At 29.6% G+C, this 20,141-nt stretch carries 18 protein-coding genes; all 18 read right to left on the reverse strand.

Annotation, left to right across the window (positions count from 1 at the left end):
- Positions 1-4 precede the first annotated feature (4 nt).
- Complete coding sequence (locus tag OZP09_RS08850; RefSeq protein ID WP_269237462.1) at positions 5-997, reverse strand: glycosyltransferase family 2 protein; 993 nt, start codon at positions 995-997, stop codon at positions 5-7.
- The gene (locus tag OZP09_RS08855; RefSeq protein WP_281310623.1) at positions 994-2,541 is read right to left on the reverse strand and encodes a glycosyltransferase family 2 protein; all 1,548 of its coding nucleotides are present in this window, start codon (positions 2,539-2,541) and stop codon (positions 994-996) included. The genes OZP09_RS08850 and OZP09_RS08855 overlap by 4 nt, the downstream gene beginning before the upstream one ends.
- Positions 2,538-3,701 (reverse strand): glycosyltransferase family 4 protein, encoded by a 1,164-nt coding sequence (locus OZP09_RS08860; protein ID WP_281310624.1) that lies wholly within the window; start codon positions 3,699-3,701, stop codon positions 2,538-2,540. Before OZP09_RS08860 ends, OZP09_RS08855 begins: the two co-directional genes overlap by 4 nt.
- Before the next feature lie 2 nt (positions 3,702-3,703).
- Entirely contained in the window at positions 3,704-4,585 is an 882-nt protein-coding gene (locus tag OZP09_RS08865; protein ID WP_269237467.1) for a hypothetical protein, read from the reverse strand.
- A complete protein-coding gene (locus tag OZP09_RS08870; protein WP_281310625.1) occupies positions 4,585-6,018 on the reverse strand; it encodes an MBOAT family O-acyltransferase in 1,434 nt (477 codons plus the stop codon). Before OZP09_RS08870 ends, OZP09_RS08865 begins: the two co-directional genes overlap by 1 nt.
- A gap of 45 nt (positions 6,019-6,063) precedes the next feature.
- The gene (locus OZP09_RS08875) at positions 6,064-7,464 is read right to left on the reverse strand and encodes a glycosyltransferase family protein (RefSeq protein WP_269237468.1); all 1,401 of its coding nucleotides are present in this window, start codon (positions 7,462-7,464) and stop codon (positions 6,064-6,066) included.
- Positions 7,464-8,585, reverse strand: coding sequence for a UDP-N-acetylglucosamine 2-epimerase (gene neuC / locus OZP09_RS08880; RefSeq protein ID WP_269237469.1), 1,122 nt, complete (start codon positions 8,583-8,585; stop codon positions 7,464-7,466). The genes OZP09_RS08875 and neuC overlap by 1 nt, the downstream gene beginning before the upstream one ends.
- Positions 8,586-8,589: 4 nt before the next feature.
- The gene (locus tag OZP09_RS08885; protein ID WP_281310626.1) at positions 8,590-9,447 is read right to left on the reverse strand and encodes a glycosyltransferase family 10 domain-containing protein; all 858 of its coding nucleotides are present in this window, start codon (positions 9,445-9,447) and stop codon (positions 8,590-8,592) included.
- Positions 9,448-10,108: 661 nt separating this feature from the next.
- Positions 10,109-10,888, reverse strand: coding sequence for a glycosyltransferase family 2 protein (locus OZP09_RS08890; protein WP_281310627.1), 780 nt, complete (start codon positions 10,886-10,888; stop codon positions 10,109-10,111).
- Positions 10,889-10,901: 13 nt separating this feature from the next.
- Entirely contained in the window at positions 10,902-11,942 is a 1,041-nt protein-coding gene (locus tag OZP09_RS08895) for an N-acetylneuraminate synthase family protein (protein WP_269237471.1), read from the reverse strand.
- A gap of 15 nt (positions 11,943-11,957) precedes the next feature.
- On the reverse strand, positions 11,958-12,626 hold the full coding sequence (locus OZP09_RS08900) for an acylneuraminate cytidylyltransferase family protein (protein ID WP_269237472.1): 669 nt from the start codon (positions 12,624-12,626) through the stop codon (positions 11,958-11,960).
- Positions 12,627-13,721: a glycosyltransferase family 4 protein gene (locus OZP09_RS08905; protein WP_269237473.1), complete on the reverse strand. Its 1,095-nt coding sequence runs from the start codon at positions 13,719-13,721 to the stop codon at positions 12,627-12,629.
- 14 nt (positions 13,722-13,735) lie between these two features.
- A complete protein-coding gene (locus OZP09_RS08910; RefSeq protein WP_269237474.1) occupies positions 13,736-14,827 on the reverse strand; it encodes a glycosyltransferase family 2 protein in 1,092 nt (363 codons plus the stop codon).
- Positions 14,828-14,868: 41 nt separating this feature from the next.
- Entirely contained in the window at positions 14,869-15,615 is a 747-nt protein-coding gene (locus OZP09_RS08915; RefSeq protein ID WP_281310628.1) for a glycosyltransferase family 2 protein, read from the reverse strand.
- Between the two features lie 31 nt (positions 15,616-15,646).
- On the reverse strand, positions 15,647-16,669 hold the full coding sequence (locus OZP09_RS08920) for a glycosyltransferase family A protein (RefSeq protein ID WP_281310629.1): 1,023 nt from the start codon (positions 16,667-16,669) through the stop codon (positions 15,647-15,649).
- Positions 16,653-17,825, reverse strand: a complete 1,173-nt coding sequence (locus tag OZP09_RS08925; protein WP_281310630.1) for a glycosyltransferase family 4 protein — start codon at positions 17,823-17,825, stop codon at positions 16,653-16,655. Before OZP09_RS08925 ends, OZP09_RS08920 begins: the two co-directional genes overlap by 17 nt.
- 137 nt (positions 17,826-17,962) lie before the next feature.
- Positions 17,963-18,946 carry a glycosyltransferase family 2 protein gene (locus OZP09_RS08930; protein ID WP_281310631.1) on the reverse strand — a complete coding sequence of 328 codons (984 nt, stop codon included), beginning with the start codon at positions 18,944-18,946 and terminating at the stop codon, positions 17,963-17,965.
- Positions 18,943-20,136, reverse strand: coding sequence for a glycosyltransferase (locus OZP09_RS08935; protein ID WP_281310632.1), 1,194 nt, complete (start codon positions 20,134-20,136; stop codon positions 18,943-18,945). Before OZP09_RS08935 ends, OZP09_RS08930 begins: the two co-directional genes overlap by 4 nt.
- Positions 20,137-20,141 lie beyond the last annotated feature (5 nt).

Consider the following 20,141-nt stretch of genomic DNA (forward strand, 5'->3'; position numbering starts at 1 on the left):
TCAATTACTTAGGCTTATTAAAATGCAAACTACACCATCCAACAGTTCTGCCAATTGCTTCTGTAAAAGCTTCTTTTTTATTTTTTCCGTTTATGGCATTATTAAACCGGATGAGGGTCAGCAAAATAGTTATAGCATTCCATTTTAGCCGATCTTTAAAAATCGGATCCGGATTTTTGATCCTCCACACATACCATCCATTTCTAACAACCATTTTTCCGTATTTATACTGATTAGGTCTACCGGACGGTTCATGAAAATGAGACAATCGGGCACCGGTATTTAAATACAATTTTCCTGTTTTAGCAACTCTCAAAGTAAAATCTGCATCTTCATATAAACCATAACCCTCAAAATAAGTTGAAAATGAAAACTTTTCAAAAACAGTTTTTCTAAAAGAGGAAACACCTCCCATTAATTGTTCTACTTCATATACTTTACCTGTGGGCGGTAAAAATCCAACACTTCTGCCATGAGAGAATGAAGAAGAAAAACCAGGTGGCTGATCACTATCTAAATTCAGTTTTTTTCTTAAAACAAAACGACTTCCATCTTTACGTTTCCATCCATCAAAATAAAATTCGTCTATTTTAGGTATATAATTAAGACCTACTTTCTCCCACTTTATTTCATTACAAATATACCCTCCAACCCCTAATGCTTCAGGGAAGAATTTGTATGTACTCAATAAATTCTTGAAATAATCAGCTTCTAAAACTGTATCATCGTCCAGAAAACAAACAATTTCAGTTTTTTCACTTACATTATTAATTCCAAAATTTCTTTGTTTGGTAAGACCTCTGTCTACTTCTTCAATTAAAAAATATTTTAGATTCTCAAATTGATTTTGAATAAGAATACTTTCAGTATGATTGTTTAGAGAGCCATCAACGATTAAAATTTCATCAGGGTATAAAGTCTGTTCCTTCACTGACTGCAATAATTTCAGTAAAGGTTCCGGTCTCATATAGGTACAAATAATTAGCGAAAATTTCATTGTTGATTTCTTAATTGATTCGCCCAAAATACACTTCTATCCCATTGCTGTTTTAATTTAGAGAAATATCTAATTGGATTTTTTATTGATTGTTTTTTATAAAACTTTAAAAACAAAATAGTTTTATAACCCTGAATTTGCTTTTTATTTAAGTGTAATATTTTATACAACATGACTGTTGGTGATGGTTTAGGCTGAATAACATCTTTTTGCCATTCCAAAACCAATTTGGTTCTAAATCCGCCAATTGGTGCTTTTAAATGAATAATTTCCGGGTTTGGTACATACAAAATATCAATTCCCAAATTTCTTAATTGCATTCCAAAATCAGAATCTTCTCCAAATCCAAATTCAAATCTTTTATCATATTTTGTGCTTTTTAAAAATTGATTTTTCACAATACTACAGCCAGAACCAAATGAGCCCCATTGCATTTGCATTTCATGTTTTTTATCAGAAGAATGTCCTTCTCCATAACATGCCAATGTTACTGCATCGATTCCTAATTGTTTAATTTTTAAAAATACATTCTTTAAAAAATCTTTATTTATTCTTATATCATCATCGGCCATAAAAACCCATTCGCTTTTTACTTCAGCCAAAGCCAGGTTTCTTGCATTGCATGCACCGGCCTGATGTGTAAAAATATGCTTTATTTCAAAATTCCATACTTCATTTTTAAGATAATCCAGTTCTGAAAAACTATTAAAATTTGGATTCTGTTCAACAATAATAACATTTTTAGGAAGATGGGTTTGCTGTGATAGATCTTTTAAAACATCATACAAATACTCTTTCCTTCCTATTGTTGGTATAATCACATCTATAGTTTCTAACTCAACTACAATTTTAGTTGACTGAACTTCAATATTATCCAGCAATCTGTTTTTTAACTTCCTCCGAAAATAAAACAAAGAAAAAACGAAAGGCAAAAAAGCAATTTTCCTTTCATATAAAAACAAATTCAACAACAATAAAAATGACCAGCGAATTTTATAATGCTGGCTTACAAACCTAAATAACACAAAATTGCTGTTTTTATGAATTTTGGTTTGATTATTAGAAATTTCTTTTAATAATTCTGGCTCAGAATAACAAAAAAGGCCATGTGGCATTGCGAGTTTTGCCAAAGAATACAGGAAATAATCTAAACTATATGAAACTCTGATTTTCTGCTTCAAAGCTACTAAAACTGAGGCATGAATGCCTCCAACAGAACTACTCATCTGCCATGTTGGATAAGTAACTTTTTTATTGATATTTACAAAAACAGATTCTTCAACATAACCAATAGCATCTGATAAAAACGAATTTTGGAAAGGGTTGTATGAAGCCATTATTTTTTGATGATGAAAAATGGTCTCAAATTCGGAAAAATTCAAATTAGATTTTAAATCAAAACGACACCAAATTACCAACTCGTCAGGGAAAGCACTTGCAATTTCAAACAAAGTTGCTGCTATATTTTTACCTGAAACAGGCAAATTTTCATTGGCATTAGTAATTTCAATTACTTTATTGTTTTCATGATAAACAATTATCATTTATATTTGTTTTTTTGACTGATTATTTTTTCATAAAATTCTATATTCTGACTAGCTATTACATTTATATCAAAATATTTTTCTGCTTTATCCCTCGCAGCCTGAGCTAATTTAACAGACAAAACTTCATCCTTCATAAAATCAATAATTTTTTGTGCAAAAACTTTATGATTGGCTGGATGGACTAAGAAACCATTTTTACCCTCATCAATCATTTCTTTTGCCCAACCAATATTTGAAGCTACAATTGGTTTTTTCATTGCCATTGCTTCTAACCATGACACCGGAAAAGCTTCAGCAAATGAAGGGAAAACACAAACCGTTGCCTGTTGAATTTTATCTTTTATTTCAATATACGGAACACTTCCTAAATAGTTAACATTTTGGAGTGCTTTTTCTGAAAATAATTTCTGCATCATTTTCCAGGTTGAAGGATTTCCTGAAATAATATCGGGTACATCTTTACCAATTAACATCAATTTAGTATCAGAGTCATTTTCAACTATTTTATTGAAAATCAAGGGCAATTCTAAAAGTCCTTTTTTTCTAATTAGACTTCCAAAATATAATATAGTTTTCTGTTGTCTGTAAATTTCATTATGAATCTGAAATAAATTAACATCGATAGAATTGGGAATAATTGTAAATTTCTTATCCAGCCCAAAAATCATATTTGTTGTATCGGCCGTAAACCTGCTTACAGACAGAAATCCATCTGCATTTTCTAATGCTCTTTTTTCATGAAACTTATTAATCCATTTTACCGGGCGATTATCCAAATGACAAAAATAGGTATCTGACCCGTGTAACCTTATAATTACAGGACATGATTTTGGCTTAATAAATGAAGTAATCCCTGTCCAGTCGGGTGCTTCAACTAAATCAATTTCCTTTTCTGAATGAAGTTCATTAATTATCTTTTCAATTTTTTTTCGGGTTAAAAACCATGATAAACCTTTAAATCTTATATTTTTTATTTGCTGAATAAGAACTCCGTCATCATCAAACGTAACATCTTGTTTTTGCCCATACACTAATATCCTTACAGAAACTCCTTTAGCTAAAAGTCCAATTGCTAAATTTTTAATACTTGTACCAATTCCTCCTGAGTTTCCTGTTTTGGAGTGTGGGTATTCCGGAGTTAAAAAGGCTATTTTCATTCTTATTTATTAAAGAAATCTTTTAAAATAGTGGCAGTAAATAATCTGGCGCCACTATCAGTCATATGTCCACAAGAAGAGAAATATTTATCTTCTACAACCACATTCTCATAATTATGAATTTCAGGGTAAGCTTTTTTTACTTTATCAAAATAATTCATACCTGTAACATTTTCACACATTGGTGTCATCACAGGAATAAAATTAATATTGTTTTCTTTGCAAATACTTTTTATTTCTTCGTAATATTTATTGTGTTTTAAAGGTTTTAGGTTCACAATATTATTTTTCATATTACCATTTTTGTGTTTTTCTAATGGGTAATAACCTAAATTATCTAAAGCATTTGTTTTTTTGTGTATTGCTGTAAAAAAAGTTTCCCTAAATCCGATTTTTGCATCAAATTTTATATACCTGTAAAAAGGAATATAATACAACTCATTAAAATTTTCGTTCGATTGAAAATGCTTTTTTATAATTTGGGAATTATGAATGTATGGAAGGAATAATGCTGCTATTCCTTCGGCCTGATGATCATTGGAAAGATTCAAATCAGCCTCTAAAATCACATTTTTAATAGTATATTTTCTTTCAATCATTAATTTCAACAACAATGACGCTTCAAACAAATGCCCACCACTCATTCCGTAATTAAATGTTTTTAACTCCTTTTCTTCAAACATTTTTGAAACAAAATGATTATTCGCCCTGGATGAACCTAAAATTACAACATCATAATTTTGTTTTTCAGAATTAAAAACAGTCTCAATTTTTCCTCTGTTTGCAGATTGCAGGAAAATATAAGTGTATAATCCGTCTAAAGCTATAGCAGCTAGCAGAACTACAACAAAAATTTTGATCGTATAAATTAGAAAATGCTTCATTAAAACTGAAAATATATAAATTCTTTGTAATCTGAAAAAGTGCCAAAAGCCATAATTGCCATAATTGCCAAAGTTAATTTCAACATACTTTTTTTACCTGAAAGAGGCTCAATTTTAGTTCGGCTGTTCCATTCCACCAAAACAAATAATCCAATCAAAAGAAGCAGTTCGTAATTATAACGCTCGTTGTCTAAATACTGAAAGCCAAAATCTTTATTAGTAAAAATTCCTTTTATATACAAAACAGCATCAGTTATGGTTTTAGCTCTAAAAAATATCCAGGCAATACAAGTAAGTAGAAATGTGAAAAGAATATTAATTATTGTCTTTACGGAATTAAAATTCCACGAAAGTTCTATTGCATCCATATTGTTTCGGTTACTATTACGCAAAAGCAAAGGCAAAAAGTAAACTGCATTAATAAATCCCCATGCTATGTATGTCCAATTGGCTCCGTGCCAAAAACCGCTAACTACAAAAATGATAAAAGTATTTCTGATTTTCATCCAGAGTCCACCTTTGCTTCCTCCTAACGGAATGTACAAATAATCGCGAAACCAGGATGAAAGTGAAATGTGCCAGCGACGCCAAAACTCCGCTATATCTCTTGAAAAATAAGGATAATTGAAATTTCTCAATAAATCTAAACCAAACAATTTTGAAGTCCCTAATGCAATATCTGAGTAACCTGAAAAATCACCATAAATTTGAAATGCAAAATAAACTGCCCCTAACATAAGGGAAAAAGAGTTCATCGAAGTATAATGATCAAAAATTGCATTAGCATAAGTCGCACAAGTATCTGCAATGACTACTTTTTTAACTAAACCCCAGATAATTTGGCAAATACCTTCTTTGGCTTTTTCAAAATTAAATTCCCGTTTTATTTTTACCTGAGGCAGTAAATGAGTTGCTCTTTCGATTGGACCGGCTACAAGAAGCGGAAAATAGCTTACAAACAATGAATAATCTACAAAATTATATTCGGCTTTGATTCGTTTATAATAAATATCAATTACATACGACAGTCCATGAAAAGTATAAAATGAAATTCCAACTGGCAGAATTACATTTAATAAAATTGGACTCGATTTTAGCCCTGCAGTATTTAATAAGTCTGAAAATGAAGCCGCAAAAAAATTATAGTATTTGAATATTCCTAAAAATCCCAAATTGACAAAAATACTTAGCCAAAACCAAAATTTTCGGCCTCTTTCTGATTTCCCTTTTTCAATTTGAATTCCGGTATAATAATCTAAAAAAGTAGAAAACACCAATAAAAAAAGGAATCTCCAATCCCAACAAGAATAAAAATAATAACTGGCAATTATTAATACAGCGTTTTGGGTGCTTTTTGTTTTATTGAAAACGAACCAATAAAGAAAAAAAACAATTGGTAAAAAAACAGCAAACGCTATGGAATTGAAAAACATAAATTAAGTGGAATATTTTATTCTAATTCAAAGTGCAAAGAAAGGCTATTTACAAGAAATTATGTTCATAATTCCTTCCCAAATTCGTTTTGAAGATTCTTCTGGAGGGTGTCTGTTAATTTTTTCGAACCATGACTGTGCATCCTCAATACTATGCTGCGGATGTTGTAAACCAAACTCAATCTGATCAGCAATTGTATTTGCAGAATCTAACCAAATCACCGCATTTTTATTGGGCATCGAACGAAAATGAATGTATTTGTATATTTTTGAAACAGACCAATTCTTATCTACTTTAACCTTTACATCGTAATTAATAAAAGCGCATGGCTTTTTATAAGCAGCATAATCAAAGACCATCGAAGAACCTAAATTTATAACCATTTCGGTATGTTGTATCGTATTGGTCTGCAAAACCATATCTGCTTTAGTTGGTAAAACTGTATTCCATCCCTCACCTATTTTTTCCCATAAGGGCGTAATAGGTGTTATAATGTCCTGGTATTTGCCTAATACGGAATCAAACCGATTCGAAAAATCCACCGGACAGCGTCTCAAAAGTATCCCCAGGGAATTTCCTTTTACATTCAACTTTCTTACAGCTTCTGCTGCATCACTCAGGTATTGCGGGTCATCCGGACAAGTTGTTATATCGTCACCAGAATAGCAAATGTATTTTTTATTTAAATCAAGTTGATGTTCTTTATAAAATTGCTCTTTTGACATACGCAGATTGCTGTCAAAATGATTTTCAAATTGCGGCGTACCTGTTATAATTATTTGTTTTTCGCTTATGTAAGGATAATAATGAAGTAATTCTTTTTTCATATGTTCACTCCATACAAAATAAAAATCAGTTTCGACTACCATAGTTGCTTTTGGCAAATTATCCCAGGAAAAGATGAATGTTGCCGTTGGTATATTTAATTTTTTTGCTGCCAATAAGGGAGCGATTGCTAAAACCGGACGCTGATTGGTGCAAAAAACAAAATCTGGTTTTTGATTTTGAAGTGTTTCCAGACACTCCTTGAAATAAGAGGTACTGCTTTCTAATTTTTGAATTTTTTTTCGAACTTTTTCTAATCCTTTATCTGTGGAATAAAAAGTAATTAAAAATCTAGAAAATAAGTTTTTTAAGGATGATTTCCATTTAGTATATGAAAATGGGAATCGGTATGCATTATAAACCGGATCGTTTTCTTTTTTAATATTTAAATTAAGTTCAATATGTTTACGGGCATTTTTATAACTATCGGTTAAAGGATTTAGTTTTGCCTTTTTGATTTTAATTTCATTAAAACCCAATGTCTCTAAATCAAAGGGAGTATTATTCCAATAGGTTATGTCAAAATTTTTCTCTAAACCTATTTTATAAAAATTAGAAAAAGCAAAATTCCGAAGTCCGATTCCGTCAGGTAATAAAATAAAAATATTTTTGTTTGGCATTAACTGTCTTTAAATTGTTTTTGGTGATTGAGTTTCCAAATATCTGATTTTTGAAGACATTTAAGAAATAATTCAGCACTATTTCCTTGTCCAAAATCATCATCAGAATGTTGTATTCTGTGACGATCAATTATTGATAGTGCATGATTTATATTTTTTTCAGAATAATCAACATTAATAATATCTGCATGAACAGCTCTATTTTGTTGACGGGTGCCGATATTAATAATTGGAACTCCATAATAAGGAGCCTCCCTAATTCCTGCACTACTGTTGCCTATAATGAACTGACTATTTTTCAATAATGTTAAAAAGTATTCAAATCGAATTGAAGGAAAAATTCTGAACCTCACATTATGGTTTAACTTTTCGTAGGCATCAAGAAGGAACTGACTTCCTAAATCATTGTTTGGAAAAATAACTACATAATTATGGTTATCATTCAATAAACAATCAACAAATGTTTTCGCATATTGCTGCATCGATAGGTATTCAGTAGTTACAGGATGAAACATTACAATCGCAAATTCCTTGAATGGAATTTCATAATATTCTTTTACGACACTCAATTCCGGTAATTGCTGGGAAAACATGATATCAATATCCGGAGATCCAATAGTAAATATAGATTCTTCTAATTCTCCCATTTGAATCAGCCTTTTTTCAGCTTCTTTATTTGATACAAAATGTATGTGGCTTAATTTACTTACACTATGTCGAATTAACTCATCAACTGTTCCTGAAATTTCGCCCCCCTCTATATGTGCCACCAAGATATTATTTAATGAACCAACAATTGCCCCAGCAAGCGTTTCTACACGATCACCGTGAACCACAATCATATCCGGCTTAATGTTTTTGCAATAGCCTGACAAACCTTCAATAGTTTTGGCAAGAGTTAAATCCATCGTAGTTTCATGTGTATGATTCTCGAATGTGAATACATTTTTAAAATTACAGCGTTCTATTTCTATAAGGGTATAGCCATAAATTTTCTGTAGATGCATACCTGTTACAAAAACAAAGACTTCAAATTCATTTTCTGCTTCCAGGATTTGAATCAATGATTTTATTTTTCCAAAATCGGCGCGGGTTCCAGTTAGAAAAAGGATTTTTTTCATTCCTTTATAAGTTATATTTCCTTTTAAATTTTGCAATATTCTTTTCTATCATTACGCTAATCGGATAATTATCAAAATATTCATTCCCTCCTTTAAAGTGAATTATATCATTTTGTGCTGCTGAATTATCTTTTTTTTGTAATTCGAGTGCTTTTATTATATCTGATAAAAATGGAAATAACTGATATTTATTTAGTATTAGCTCTCTTGCTTCTGTAATAGCATGCAAATTTTCTTCCCATTTATTAGACATTACTATCTCCTTTAAAAACAAATCTATATGTTTGTCTGCCGGATCAATTTGAATAAAAGAATTTTTTGAAAAAAATTCTTCTACCTTATTACACCCAAAATACAAAGGCATTGTATAACTTAAAAAACAATCTGCAATTTTTTCTGTCCAATAATAATCATTTTGAAAATTTTCATAAGCAATTGCATATTTAACCTTGCTTAAAACCTCCCATTTATCATCTATTGGATTTATTCCTCTACCGTAAAGGTTTACAAACGGAAGATTTTTAATGTTGTCCAAAAAATCCATTCTTTTGTTATGTCCTTTCGAGGATCTTTGATTACTTGTAATCCAAACTATATTATCCTCTTTTGTTAAATCTTCTGGTTTTAACTCTTTTAAAAAATCAAAACTTTTATTAACATGCCAGGGTAATGCCCCGTGCGATAAGATGTTATTTTTTTTTATCTCGAATTGATTAATTATCAGTTTTACATTTTTATTTGCATATTGTCTGTATTTAGAAACCTCATTAGGTGGTTCCAAACAGATATGTATAATATTATCTCTATTGACTTTAATAGAAAAACTTTCCTTGGATAATCTAAAATAACCAGATAATCGCACTCATCAATAGCATCTTCTGTAAAAAGTAAACTGTCCCATTTCATAGAATTATCAGGCGTTTGTCTTTTTAAATCAGGATAATTGAAGTAACGTTCAATTTTTATTATCATTTTAAATTTTTAAATTCCTTTTGATTCCAAAACTCTTCTTTTTAAGGTATTTCAAAAATAATTCCGCTCTACCACTTTTATAAAATCAGCATTCGTTTGTTGGACTTTATGTAAACAATAGTCTTAAAGCTTTTGATATATTTTTTCTATAATAATTAACATCAATAATATCCGCACGAATAAACCTATTTGGCTGGCGAGACCGGATATTAATAATGTTAATTCCAAATAAGGAGCTTTACGATGGGTGAGCTGCTGTTCCCTATAATAAACTGACTTACTTTAAATAATGTTAAAAATAGTCAAATGGAAGTGATGCGAAAGTCAACCTTACATTATACTTTATACTTTATTTTTTGTATACATCAGTAATCAACTGACTTGCTAAATCATTGTTTAGAAAAATAACTATATAATTATAGATATCATTCAATAAACAATCGAAAAATGTCTTAGCATATTTCTCCATCGACTGTTTTCAGTAGATGGAGGATGAACATTACTAATCGTACCCGTAATAAATAGAAGTTTGTTCATTAATTTAAAAACATTTATTTTTTTAACTCTCTATAAATGTCCATTCTAGTTTTTAAAATTAAAATATCATGGATTACTGTCTTGAAATAATTTTTTGTGTTTATGAAAATAATTTTCTTGAAAAAATTTGCTACAATTACAACGACACTTTGGTGTTTTTTTTTGTGTAATAAATACTCCGAAATTGTTTCATTTTTATACCTTAAGATATTTGATTTTTGACTCCTTTTTATAAAATAAAAAAAAGTTTCATTTAAATCTAAAATTTCAAAACCATTATTAACCACTCTTTCAGACCATTCTTTGTCTTCACTAAATGGCAATTTTTCGTCAAATTTGAATTGCATCCAAACATCTCTGTTCACTAAAGCACAGCCAGTCATTAAACCATATTTTAAAGGCTCAATTACTTTAAAATCATTTTCAATCGCTCTTTTATAATTTTCAATGCTATTTATATATCTAATCCCTGCAACATTTTCCCTGTTCTCTAAAGCATACAATGTATTTTTAAAAAAACATTTTCCAATCGGAATTGCATGTGAACTCAGTAACAAAACGTAATCAGATTTGGCAGTTTCAATACCAACATTAGTTGCTCCACCATAGCTGAAGTCTTTTATATAAACTACTTTACATTTATATTTTTCAGCGATACTTACACTATCATCTGTTGAATAGTTATCAACAAGTATTATCTCTGAATAGTCATCAGGATAAACTTTTGTAAGGATAGATAAAACGTTTTCAAGCGCTTTTGCTTCATTTTTATTTCTAATAACTATCGATATCATAAGCCCTGAAATATTATTGAAAATCAGAAAAATCTAATTGCTCATCATTATCAATATCCCGCACAGCAATTTTATCAATCAAATCATTAAAATGTTCCGCCAGGATTTTACCTGTTCCCGGTCGTTTCACCCAAATATTTTCTTTTGATAATTTTTCGCCTTTTTTAATTGGTTTTATGGCACATACAGTTGCAAATGCAAAATCAATTGTAACTTGTTCTTCTACAGCTGGTTTTTTAGTTCCGCCACGCATCAAAGCTATTTCTGAACTTGAAACAATTAATTCCTGACAGGCTTTTTCATCCATACTGCATATAATGTCTGGACCTGTTCGCTGCATATGATCCGTAAAATGCCTTTCTAATATGCTTGCGCCGAGAGCTACCGCACCCAAACAAGCATTATTATTTAAAGTGTGATCAGATAAGCCAAATACTTTATCCGGAAAAGCCTCATGCATCTCTATCATGGCACCAAAACGGACCAAATGAATAGGTGTTGGATATAAGTTTGTTGTATGCAATAAAGCAACAGGAATATTATGTTCATCAAAAATAGCAACTGCTTTCTGAATACTTTCAATTGTATTCATTCCGGTGCTCAGAATAACAGGCTTCCCAAAAGAAGCAATATGTTCTAACAATGGATAATTATTGCATTCCCCAGAGCCAATTTTATAAGCAGGTATATTAAACTTTTTTAAACGATCTGCAGCTGCACGTGAAAACGGCGTAGAAATAAAAATCATCCCTTGATCTTCTACATAGTTTTTAAGTTCTAATTCATCTGCTTCATTTAGCGAACAACGTTCCATGATTTCATAAATAGAAACATCGGCATTGCCCGGAATAACTTTTTTTGCAGCGCCGCTCATTTCGTCTGCTACAATGTGGGTTTGATGTTTGACAACTTCGACACCTGCACGTTTTGCTGCATCAACCATTTCTTTAGCTACCTGTAAAGAACCTTCGTGATTAATTCCGATTTCGGCAATAACTAAAGGCGGAAAATCCGCACCAATTTTTCTTCCTGCAATTTGTATGTATGGGTTCATAAAATAGGTTATGAATTATATTAGTATATATTTGTTATATAAATATTCTGCATAATCAAAATCTTCCTGAGTATCGATGTCAACATTGGCTAAAATAGAGTCTACCAGAAACGGAAAAGCATCTTCAGAGATAATTTTATCTTCGAAAATTAATTTAGACTTACTAATATAAAGTAATCCGTTTTCATAAAAAATAGGATCTAAATCCTGACTGCGCTGCCCAATTTCATAATTAAAAGGGATGAATTTTTCATTAGCAATTTTCCCGAATTTTTGATGACTTTTTGTAACTGTAAATAAACTGTCCTGTTTCTTTTCCTGATAATATTGAAATGATTTTTTTAACAAACTTTCGGGTCTTAAAGGATTTGTAGGTTGTAAAAGAATAACATTTTCTATTACCTCGTCTAGCTGTTGCAATACATCTTTAACAGCCGAAACTGTAGGTTCAAAATCTCCCGATAATGATTTTGGTCGATTTACCACTTTTGCCCCAAACTGCAATGCAGCTTTTTTTATTTCATCATCATCAGTCGATACGTAAATATCATCAATTACATCACTATTTGCCTGAGCATATAAAATACTATGAGCAATCAAGGGAATTCCTCCAAGTAATTTTATATTTTTTTGAGGTAATCTTTTTGAGCCTCCTCGAGCCGGAATAATAGCGATGGTTTTCATTTATTTCAATCTGTTTTTAGCATTTTCAATAATTTCATTCATACCTGAATTCCAGCTTTGAGTTGAATACAAATTATCTGAAATTAACACCTCTTTTATTTCTTTCTGATTCAGGAATTCTAAAATAGCCTCTTCCCATTCCTGCTGAAAATGCGGATTTTCTATTAACCTGCCTAACTTTCCATATTGCAAAACTTCCGGAACTCCTCCTATTGATGAAGCAATGCAATAACAACCTGAATGCAGTGCTTCTATTAAACTCATACCAAAACCTTCATGACAAAGTGTTGGAAACAAATAACAATCTGCTATTTGATAATATTTTGGAAGTTCATCATTTGGAATTTTCCCTAAAAAACGAACTCCTTCTGTTTGATAATTTCGCGTAGCTCCAACGACTAACAAGGCTGCTTTTTTGTTTTGCAGATAGATTTTTTTCCAGACTTCCAATATAAAATCCAATCCCTTTTTAGGATGATCTTTGGAACACCAAATAAAAACTTTTTTATCTTTTAAATCTAATTGATTTTTAAAATTTAACTTTTCTTCATAGGAAACTTTATGAAATTTATTTGTATCGATTCCATTATGCAATACCGAAAATTTACAAGGCAGTATGGTATAAGTATGCTTATGTACTTTATAACTGTCATGCGTCAGTAAAATCATTTCGTCAATACTTTCGAAAAACCATCTGCCATGAAAATTGGCTAAATAGGGTGGAAAACCATGATAAAAAAATTGAATCTGACAATTTTCTCTCAAACCATTTTGAATCAAAAATTTTTGTAAAGGCTTTATTATTCCGAAATTATCAACAATCTGGATAATATATTTCTTATCCTTTTCAATCACCTGATTTAGCGCTTTTAAATATCCTAAATATGGTTTTTTAAAAAATTTTCTTTTTAGTTTATCAATTATATTTTCAGAAACAAATTGATATTTAACAGTATTCAGTACATGCTCGGGCTTTTGGCAAATTATATAATTTATTTGATGATTATTGCTCAGATAATTATAATACATTGTTGTCCAGCTTCCTGTTTTAGAATAGGGAAGTGGGAATTGCGATACTAAAATTACTTGTGCCATCTCGTTTTATAAAATTATACCCTAACTGTTTTTTTGATTTTAAAACTTATACTTTTCAAGTCATTACTAACCTTATATGTATAAGGAAATTGATGATAAAAAGAAATAATATGTAAAAGTAGCTTATCATTTATTTCTTTTAAGCTATAATATTTTGGTACTTTTTTGCCCAATTTCTTTTTGAATTTGTATTTTAAAGATGTTTTAAAATCATCTTCAATAAAGCAAACTGATAAAATACCTCCTTTAAATCGTGGCAGTTCAACAAATAAAAAATGCTCAATTACTTCTACTTTGTTATTTAAAATCAAAACAGTTCCACACTCTTCTAATTCATTAAATTCTGAGTCTGAAATTATTTCTCCCCAGCCTTCTGAATTTACATCCACGATTTCATTTTCAGAATTATGTACCAGATGACGATGATTTATTTCTACAATTCGGGACAATTGCAATTCTGTATTTAACTCTACCGTTTCTCTGCTTCTGTAATTTTTATGCCATTGATGCAACATCAATACTTTCTGATTATAGAATTCCAGTTCGCATCCTGTCTTTTTAATCCTGCTATGTATTTCTGTGTCTTCAGCACCCCAAAAATGAAAAAATTCATCAAAACCGTGAATACTTTTTAACCTTTCAACCGGGAAAAGGGTCATTCCGGTAGAATCGCTAGTGCTTAAAAATTTAACCGTATAATTATCATAATTAGTAACCTCTTTTTTATTTTCATCATCAGACATATAACCAACCTGAAAATAAGTTGCCTTGGTAGGCTTACATTTTTCTTCTAAAACTGATGTAAATTCAGGATGAAACACCATATCTACATCAGCTGTAAAACAATAATCAGAATCAAGATTTTTTAAAACATAATTAAAAGCTTTACTCTTATTCCATGGCTGAAACTGTGTAAACAAATAATGATAATTACAAAAAGAATAATCATCAACAAGTTCTTTTATCTCTGAAGCGATTTCTTTTTTAGAGCCATAATCAACAAAAATGACATTAAAATTTTGTTTGGTCTGCCAAACTAATGAATCCAGTGAACGCTTGATGCGATTGGAGTCTCTATTGCGGTATGCATATAAAATGGTTATCATTAAAAGATATATAGTTTTGTTAGTTGCAAAAAATTAGAATTTTAGTCAACTTTAATAAATATTTTTAGTAGTCTAATAAATACCCTTCTGTTTGTGCCATAATATTTTAAAAAATGTAAAAAAAAGTCTAAGAATTGTGTTTTTAATCTCTCCTTATGAGAAGTATATTTTGTATCTCCTTTACTTGTTAATCCTTCTAAATCATAAATCGCAAAAGGAGTGCTTAAATGAATAAATTTAGTTTTTCTTTTAAAAAGAGAAAAATGCATTTTCCAGTCAGAAATATATTTTAATTTTTCATCAAAAAAATTATCGCAAAAAAGAGATGCATGATAAATTATAGCTTGTTGGCATATTGTGTTGGTAAAAGCAAATTTTTCATTGATATTCTCCGGATAATCTGCCCTATTTTTGATTATGCCATTTTGTGATAAAAATATAGGAGCATAATATAATCCTTTCTGCTTTAAATTCAACACAACCTTATTAAGAGTTTCTGTATCATCCAGTAAAACATCTCCACTATTTAAAAACAATATATATTCTCCAGATGAAGCTCTTATACCTTTATTCATCGCTTGATAAATACCTTTATCTTTCTCACTAACCCAATAATTTATTTTGCTTTGATGAACTTCAATAATTTCTTTACTACCATCTTCACTTCCACCATCAATGACAACAAATTCAAATTCTCGATAAGACTGATTAACAACACTTTCTATTGTTTTTTTTAATCCAATCAAATTGTTGTAATTTATAGTAACTATTGAGAGTTTAAATGTCATACGAAATATATTTACTTATAAGGTTTAAAAATTAAAAAAGATACTCGTTAGCTTCTGCTTTAGACAATCCTTTCCAAATAATAAAATAACGCATTATCTTCTTATTTAAAATAACTTTTGCAAATAATCTGTTTTTTATAAAATACAAAAGCTCCGAATTATTTGGTTTGCCTTTAAGGATAACTTCATCTATTTCTTCTTGAGTAACAATTTTGTTACTTTCAGCATGCATCCAGTCCTCAAGAATATTCCCCATATGATAGGCATAATTTTCTGCTGTTGATAAACGCCAAAAACCTTTTTTTATGACTGGTACATCTAAAATTTGATTTTCACTATTGCCTCCAAGTTTATAATTTGAATATTTAATTTTTACACTTTCAAAAATATCACCTCTGTACGTTGCCGCAAAATGTCCGGCCCCGATAACTGCTTTTTGATTTTTGCTTACAATTGTTAAATACTTTTGCAATTGAATTTTGTTATAGAAATCCGGGTTACCAACACTTTCTGCAAACATCTTTAATCCTTTATGATTGCTGACATTTGAGAACAGGAGTTTTTTTGAAAAAAACATATCCCAATAAATATTGGCTGTATAAGTTCTTAGGGAGCGCGACGAGGGTGTGGGACAAACAGCACCGGCTCTAGGAAAGTTTTCAAAGATAGCATAAGTCGATTTTTGCCAGCCATTTAAAAACATAACATCTGAATCTGCAATTGTAACAAGAGGGAAATTATGTCCAATAATACCTTTTAAAACTGCATTTAGTTTACCAATGTTTGTAGTAGTGATAACTTCATGAATTTGCTTATTTAAAAATAACTCATTTAAATAATTCGTGACTTCCTCAGAACTTCCATTATTTACAATTGTTATAAAAGTTTTATTATGAGATGTTTTAGATAAAGAAGTGAGACATAATTTTAAAATAGCAAAACTATCCTTAAAATACCCGTTATAGTCTGGAATATAAACTGGAATGATTACCTGATGGAAATAATCAGATTGTAATTGCTTTTTGTCCTTATGTGGATTATACCCTATTCGCATTGAATAATTTATTTATTGCATGTTGATATTTTAGAGCAATTATATCTTTTGAATATTCTTGCAAATATCTATTTCTGATTTTATTTGATATATCAAATGTTTCTTGATTATTTAATTTTTTGATTTTTAGCATTTGTTGAGATAAACTCTTTACAGAATTATCGAACCATAAAACTGAAATACCATTTAATCTTTCAGGCATGGCTCCAACTTTTGTTGATATCAATAACCTTCCAGCAGCCATTGACTCAATTCCTGTTAATGGTCCAGATTCTTCTGTCGATGAAATAATAACACAATCGACCTTTGCGAAATATTCCTGAAGATTATTATTAGGAATAAACCCTGAAAAAATAATTGAACTATCTTTATTTGCAATTGCAATCAAATTATTCAACTCAGCACCTTCACCAACAATATACAGAATATCTCCTGTAGATTTTACATTTAAAAAAGATTGTATAACATTTTCAATATTTTTTTCCTTCTCTAATCTTCCTATAACTAAAAAATAATTAACTTTTGAATCCATTAAAGAAATCTTCAACAGTTTATCTTCATTAAAAGCACATTGGTCAATAATTGTGTAATTATGCTTGTCTATTTCTAATTTGTTTGCGTTATTTTCTGAATGATGAATAAATAAATCTACATGATTTAAAAAACTAAAATTTTGATCCTTTTGTATCGTTCCTGTAGTTCTAAAAACAAGCTTTTTGTTTAACTTTTTACTTTTTTCTATAATATATTTTACATAGTTAGATGATAATTGAGCATTGATAAAAATTAAATCATAATCCTCAATTATTTCAGTTAGTATGCACTTGATTTTTTTATCATAATCAAAATATTTTTTAGCCCACAAATTATTAACATAATAGCTTTGATTTTCCTTTTTTTTATTCTTTAAATAACTTATAAATGCTAAAACCCTGAGTGATTTAAATTTTTTATAAACTAAATCTTTTAAAGAAAATACTTTTTGGTTTTTATTAAATTCAAAAACTTGAGATTTTGGGGTTAACTTACCTGTTGTACAAATTGATACGTCATTATTTTGGCATAAGACGGAAGCAATGAAACCACTTTCGAGTTCTCTTCCTCCAAAGTCCCCAATCGGACCAATAAGTAAGATTCTTTTCTTAAACTCTTCCATTATTATTTCAATATTCTATTATTAAGATCCCTGAACATTAAAATTCCCATTTTTGCTTTATATCCATAAAAAAAAGTATAAAACAGGACAGTAAAAATTCTGTGTTTTTCTTCTTTTAGATTTTCTATCCTTTAAAATTATCTGGCTCTATAATCATAACATTTCAGATTCATTAAATTATCTCCAACCTTAAAAAAAATTAAAAAAAACAATCCTAATTTTAATTTAATAATATGCTTAAATTTAATGTAACAATTATATTGAAATATATTTTTATAATAAATAAGGTACCTTAATCTTTTGAAAAAGTTTTTTTCTTCTAAAATAACTATAAACATTTGTCTCGTAATCCTGAAAATTAAATATCTCAAAAGTTCTTTTTTCCGTTCAAATTTCATTCTTCTTAGAATTTTAAAAGCTTTAAGGAAATAACGCAATACTGACAATTGTGCTTTCTTATTGTTAGATAAACTCTCAATACTGTCGTGTCCTCTTCTTACCTTATATAAAAAATCTTCATGAAGTAAATATTTAGGTGAGTATGTGAGCATTCTAAAATGAAAGTCAGCTTCCTGACCTCTGAACAATTTTAAATCAAACAATTCTTTACCCTTTAAAAATTGTTTTTTCCATAGAGGAGATTGTGTTATAAAAACATGGCTATCTAAAAAATAAGAATATATTGTATGATGACTTGGTTTTAAGTTAATATAATTTTTTACGGTACTTAAATTATCTTGAAAATATTCCCATTGACAAGCACAAAAATCAAGATTAGGATTAGTTTGCATTATATCTACTTGTTTATCTAAGAAATTACAATACATAATATCATCACTATCAAACCATTTTATATATGCTCCTTTGCTGAGCTCGAATCCGTAATTGCGGCAACTATTTCCTCCTTTTGGGAGATTAACAGGCCGTTGATAATAACGAAAGCGTTTATCCTTGTGCAGATAACCGTTTACGGTTTCTTCCGTATTGTCATCTGAACCATCATCTACAATTATACATTCCCAATTTTCGTAAGTCTGATTTACAATACTATCCAGTGTTTCACCTAATAAATGACCACGATTGTAGGTGGGAATAATAATAGTTACTAATTGACTATTCATATCGTTTTATATATACTAATTAATTTCTGTACAAGTGCTATTCTGTTATAATTGAGTATAATATTTTTACTGGCATTTAAGCCATACATATCCCACCTGTCCCTATTATCAAACATTTTTTTTAAACATTTTTCTATATCTTTTTCTGTTATATCACACAAAAAACCGGTAAAGTCATTAATCACTAAATCCTTAACAGCCCCTACGTTAGTTGCTATGACTGGAAGTGAATAAGATTGGGCTTCTAAAATAACGGTAGGAATAGCCTCGTTTCTGCTCGTAAGAAGAAATAAATCTGCTTCACGCATTTTACTTTTTACATATTCTGAATTTTGAGACAAATGAAATGTCACAATTTTATCAAGTTTTAAATCATTACATAGATTTTTAAGCTTTTCTTCGAGAATACCGCCTCCTATTATATCATAATGAAAACATATTTCTGAATTTTTTTTATGAAAATTTGAAATCGAATTCAAAGCTAAATCGTAGCCTTTTTCATCAACTAATCTTCCAACTGACAAAATATTTATCTGTCTATCCCTGTTATTTCTTTTTCCTACTCCGCTTATTACCTCAACACCATTATTAAGTTCTTTAATTTTTTCCTGCTTAAAACCAAAAGAGAGCAGCATTTTAGTATTATAATTAGAAATTGAAATAACTGAATCTGCATATTTCAATAAATCTTTATAAAAGTTTCTTTTTTGTATACCTAACCGGATATCGTATCCGTGAAAAGTACATATCAATTTTATTGGTAATTGAATTTTTTTTAGAAATACGGCCTTGTTACCCACCGGTCCAAAATGACAGTGAACAATATCTATTTTTGTTTTTAAAATATAATGTAATATAAAAATAGAACTAAACGTGTATTTTTTTTCTTTTATTAGAAGTCTGATAAAATTAGTGTAATATTTGAAATTTTCAGTAAATAAGCTATCTGCTAAAATTCTTAATGCATATTTTATTTTTCTAATTTTGGTCTTCGGTAATATATCCGAAAAATCCAAAGTTTTATTTAATAAATCGTATTCTTCAAATCCTTCGATTGCTTGGTTATGCTTGTTTTTTAAAGTGCAGAAAATTTGCACTTCTATTCCTTCTTTTATCAGATCAACGATTTGATTTCTAATAAAAGTTTCTGAAACGACCGGGAAAGAATTTACCCAAAATAAAACTCTCATTTAAA

The organism is Flavobacterium flavigenum, assembly GCF_027111255.2.
Classification (GTDB): domain Bacteria; phylum Bacteroidota; class Bacteroidia; order Flavobacteriales; family Flavobacteriaceae; genus Flavobacterium; species Flavobacterium flavigenum.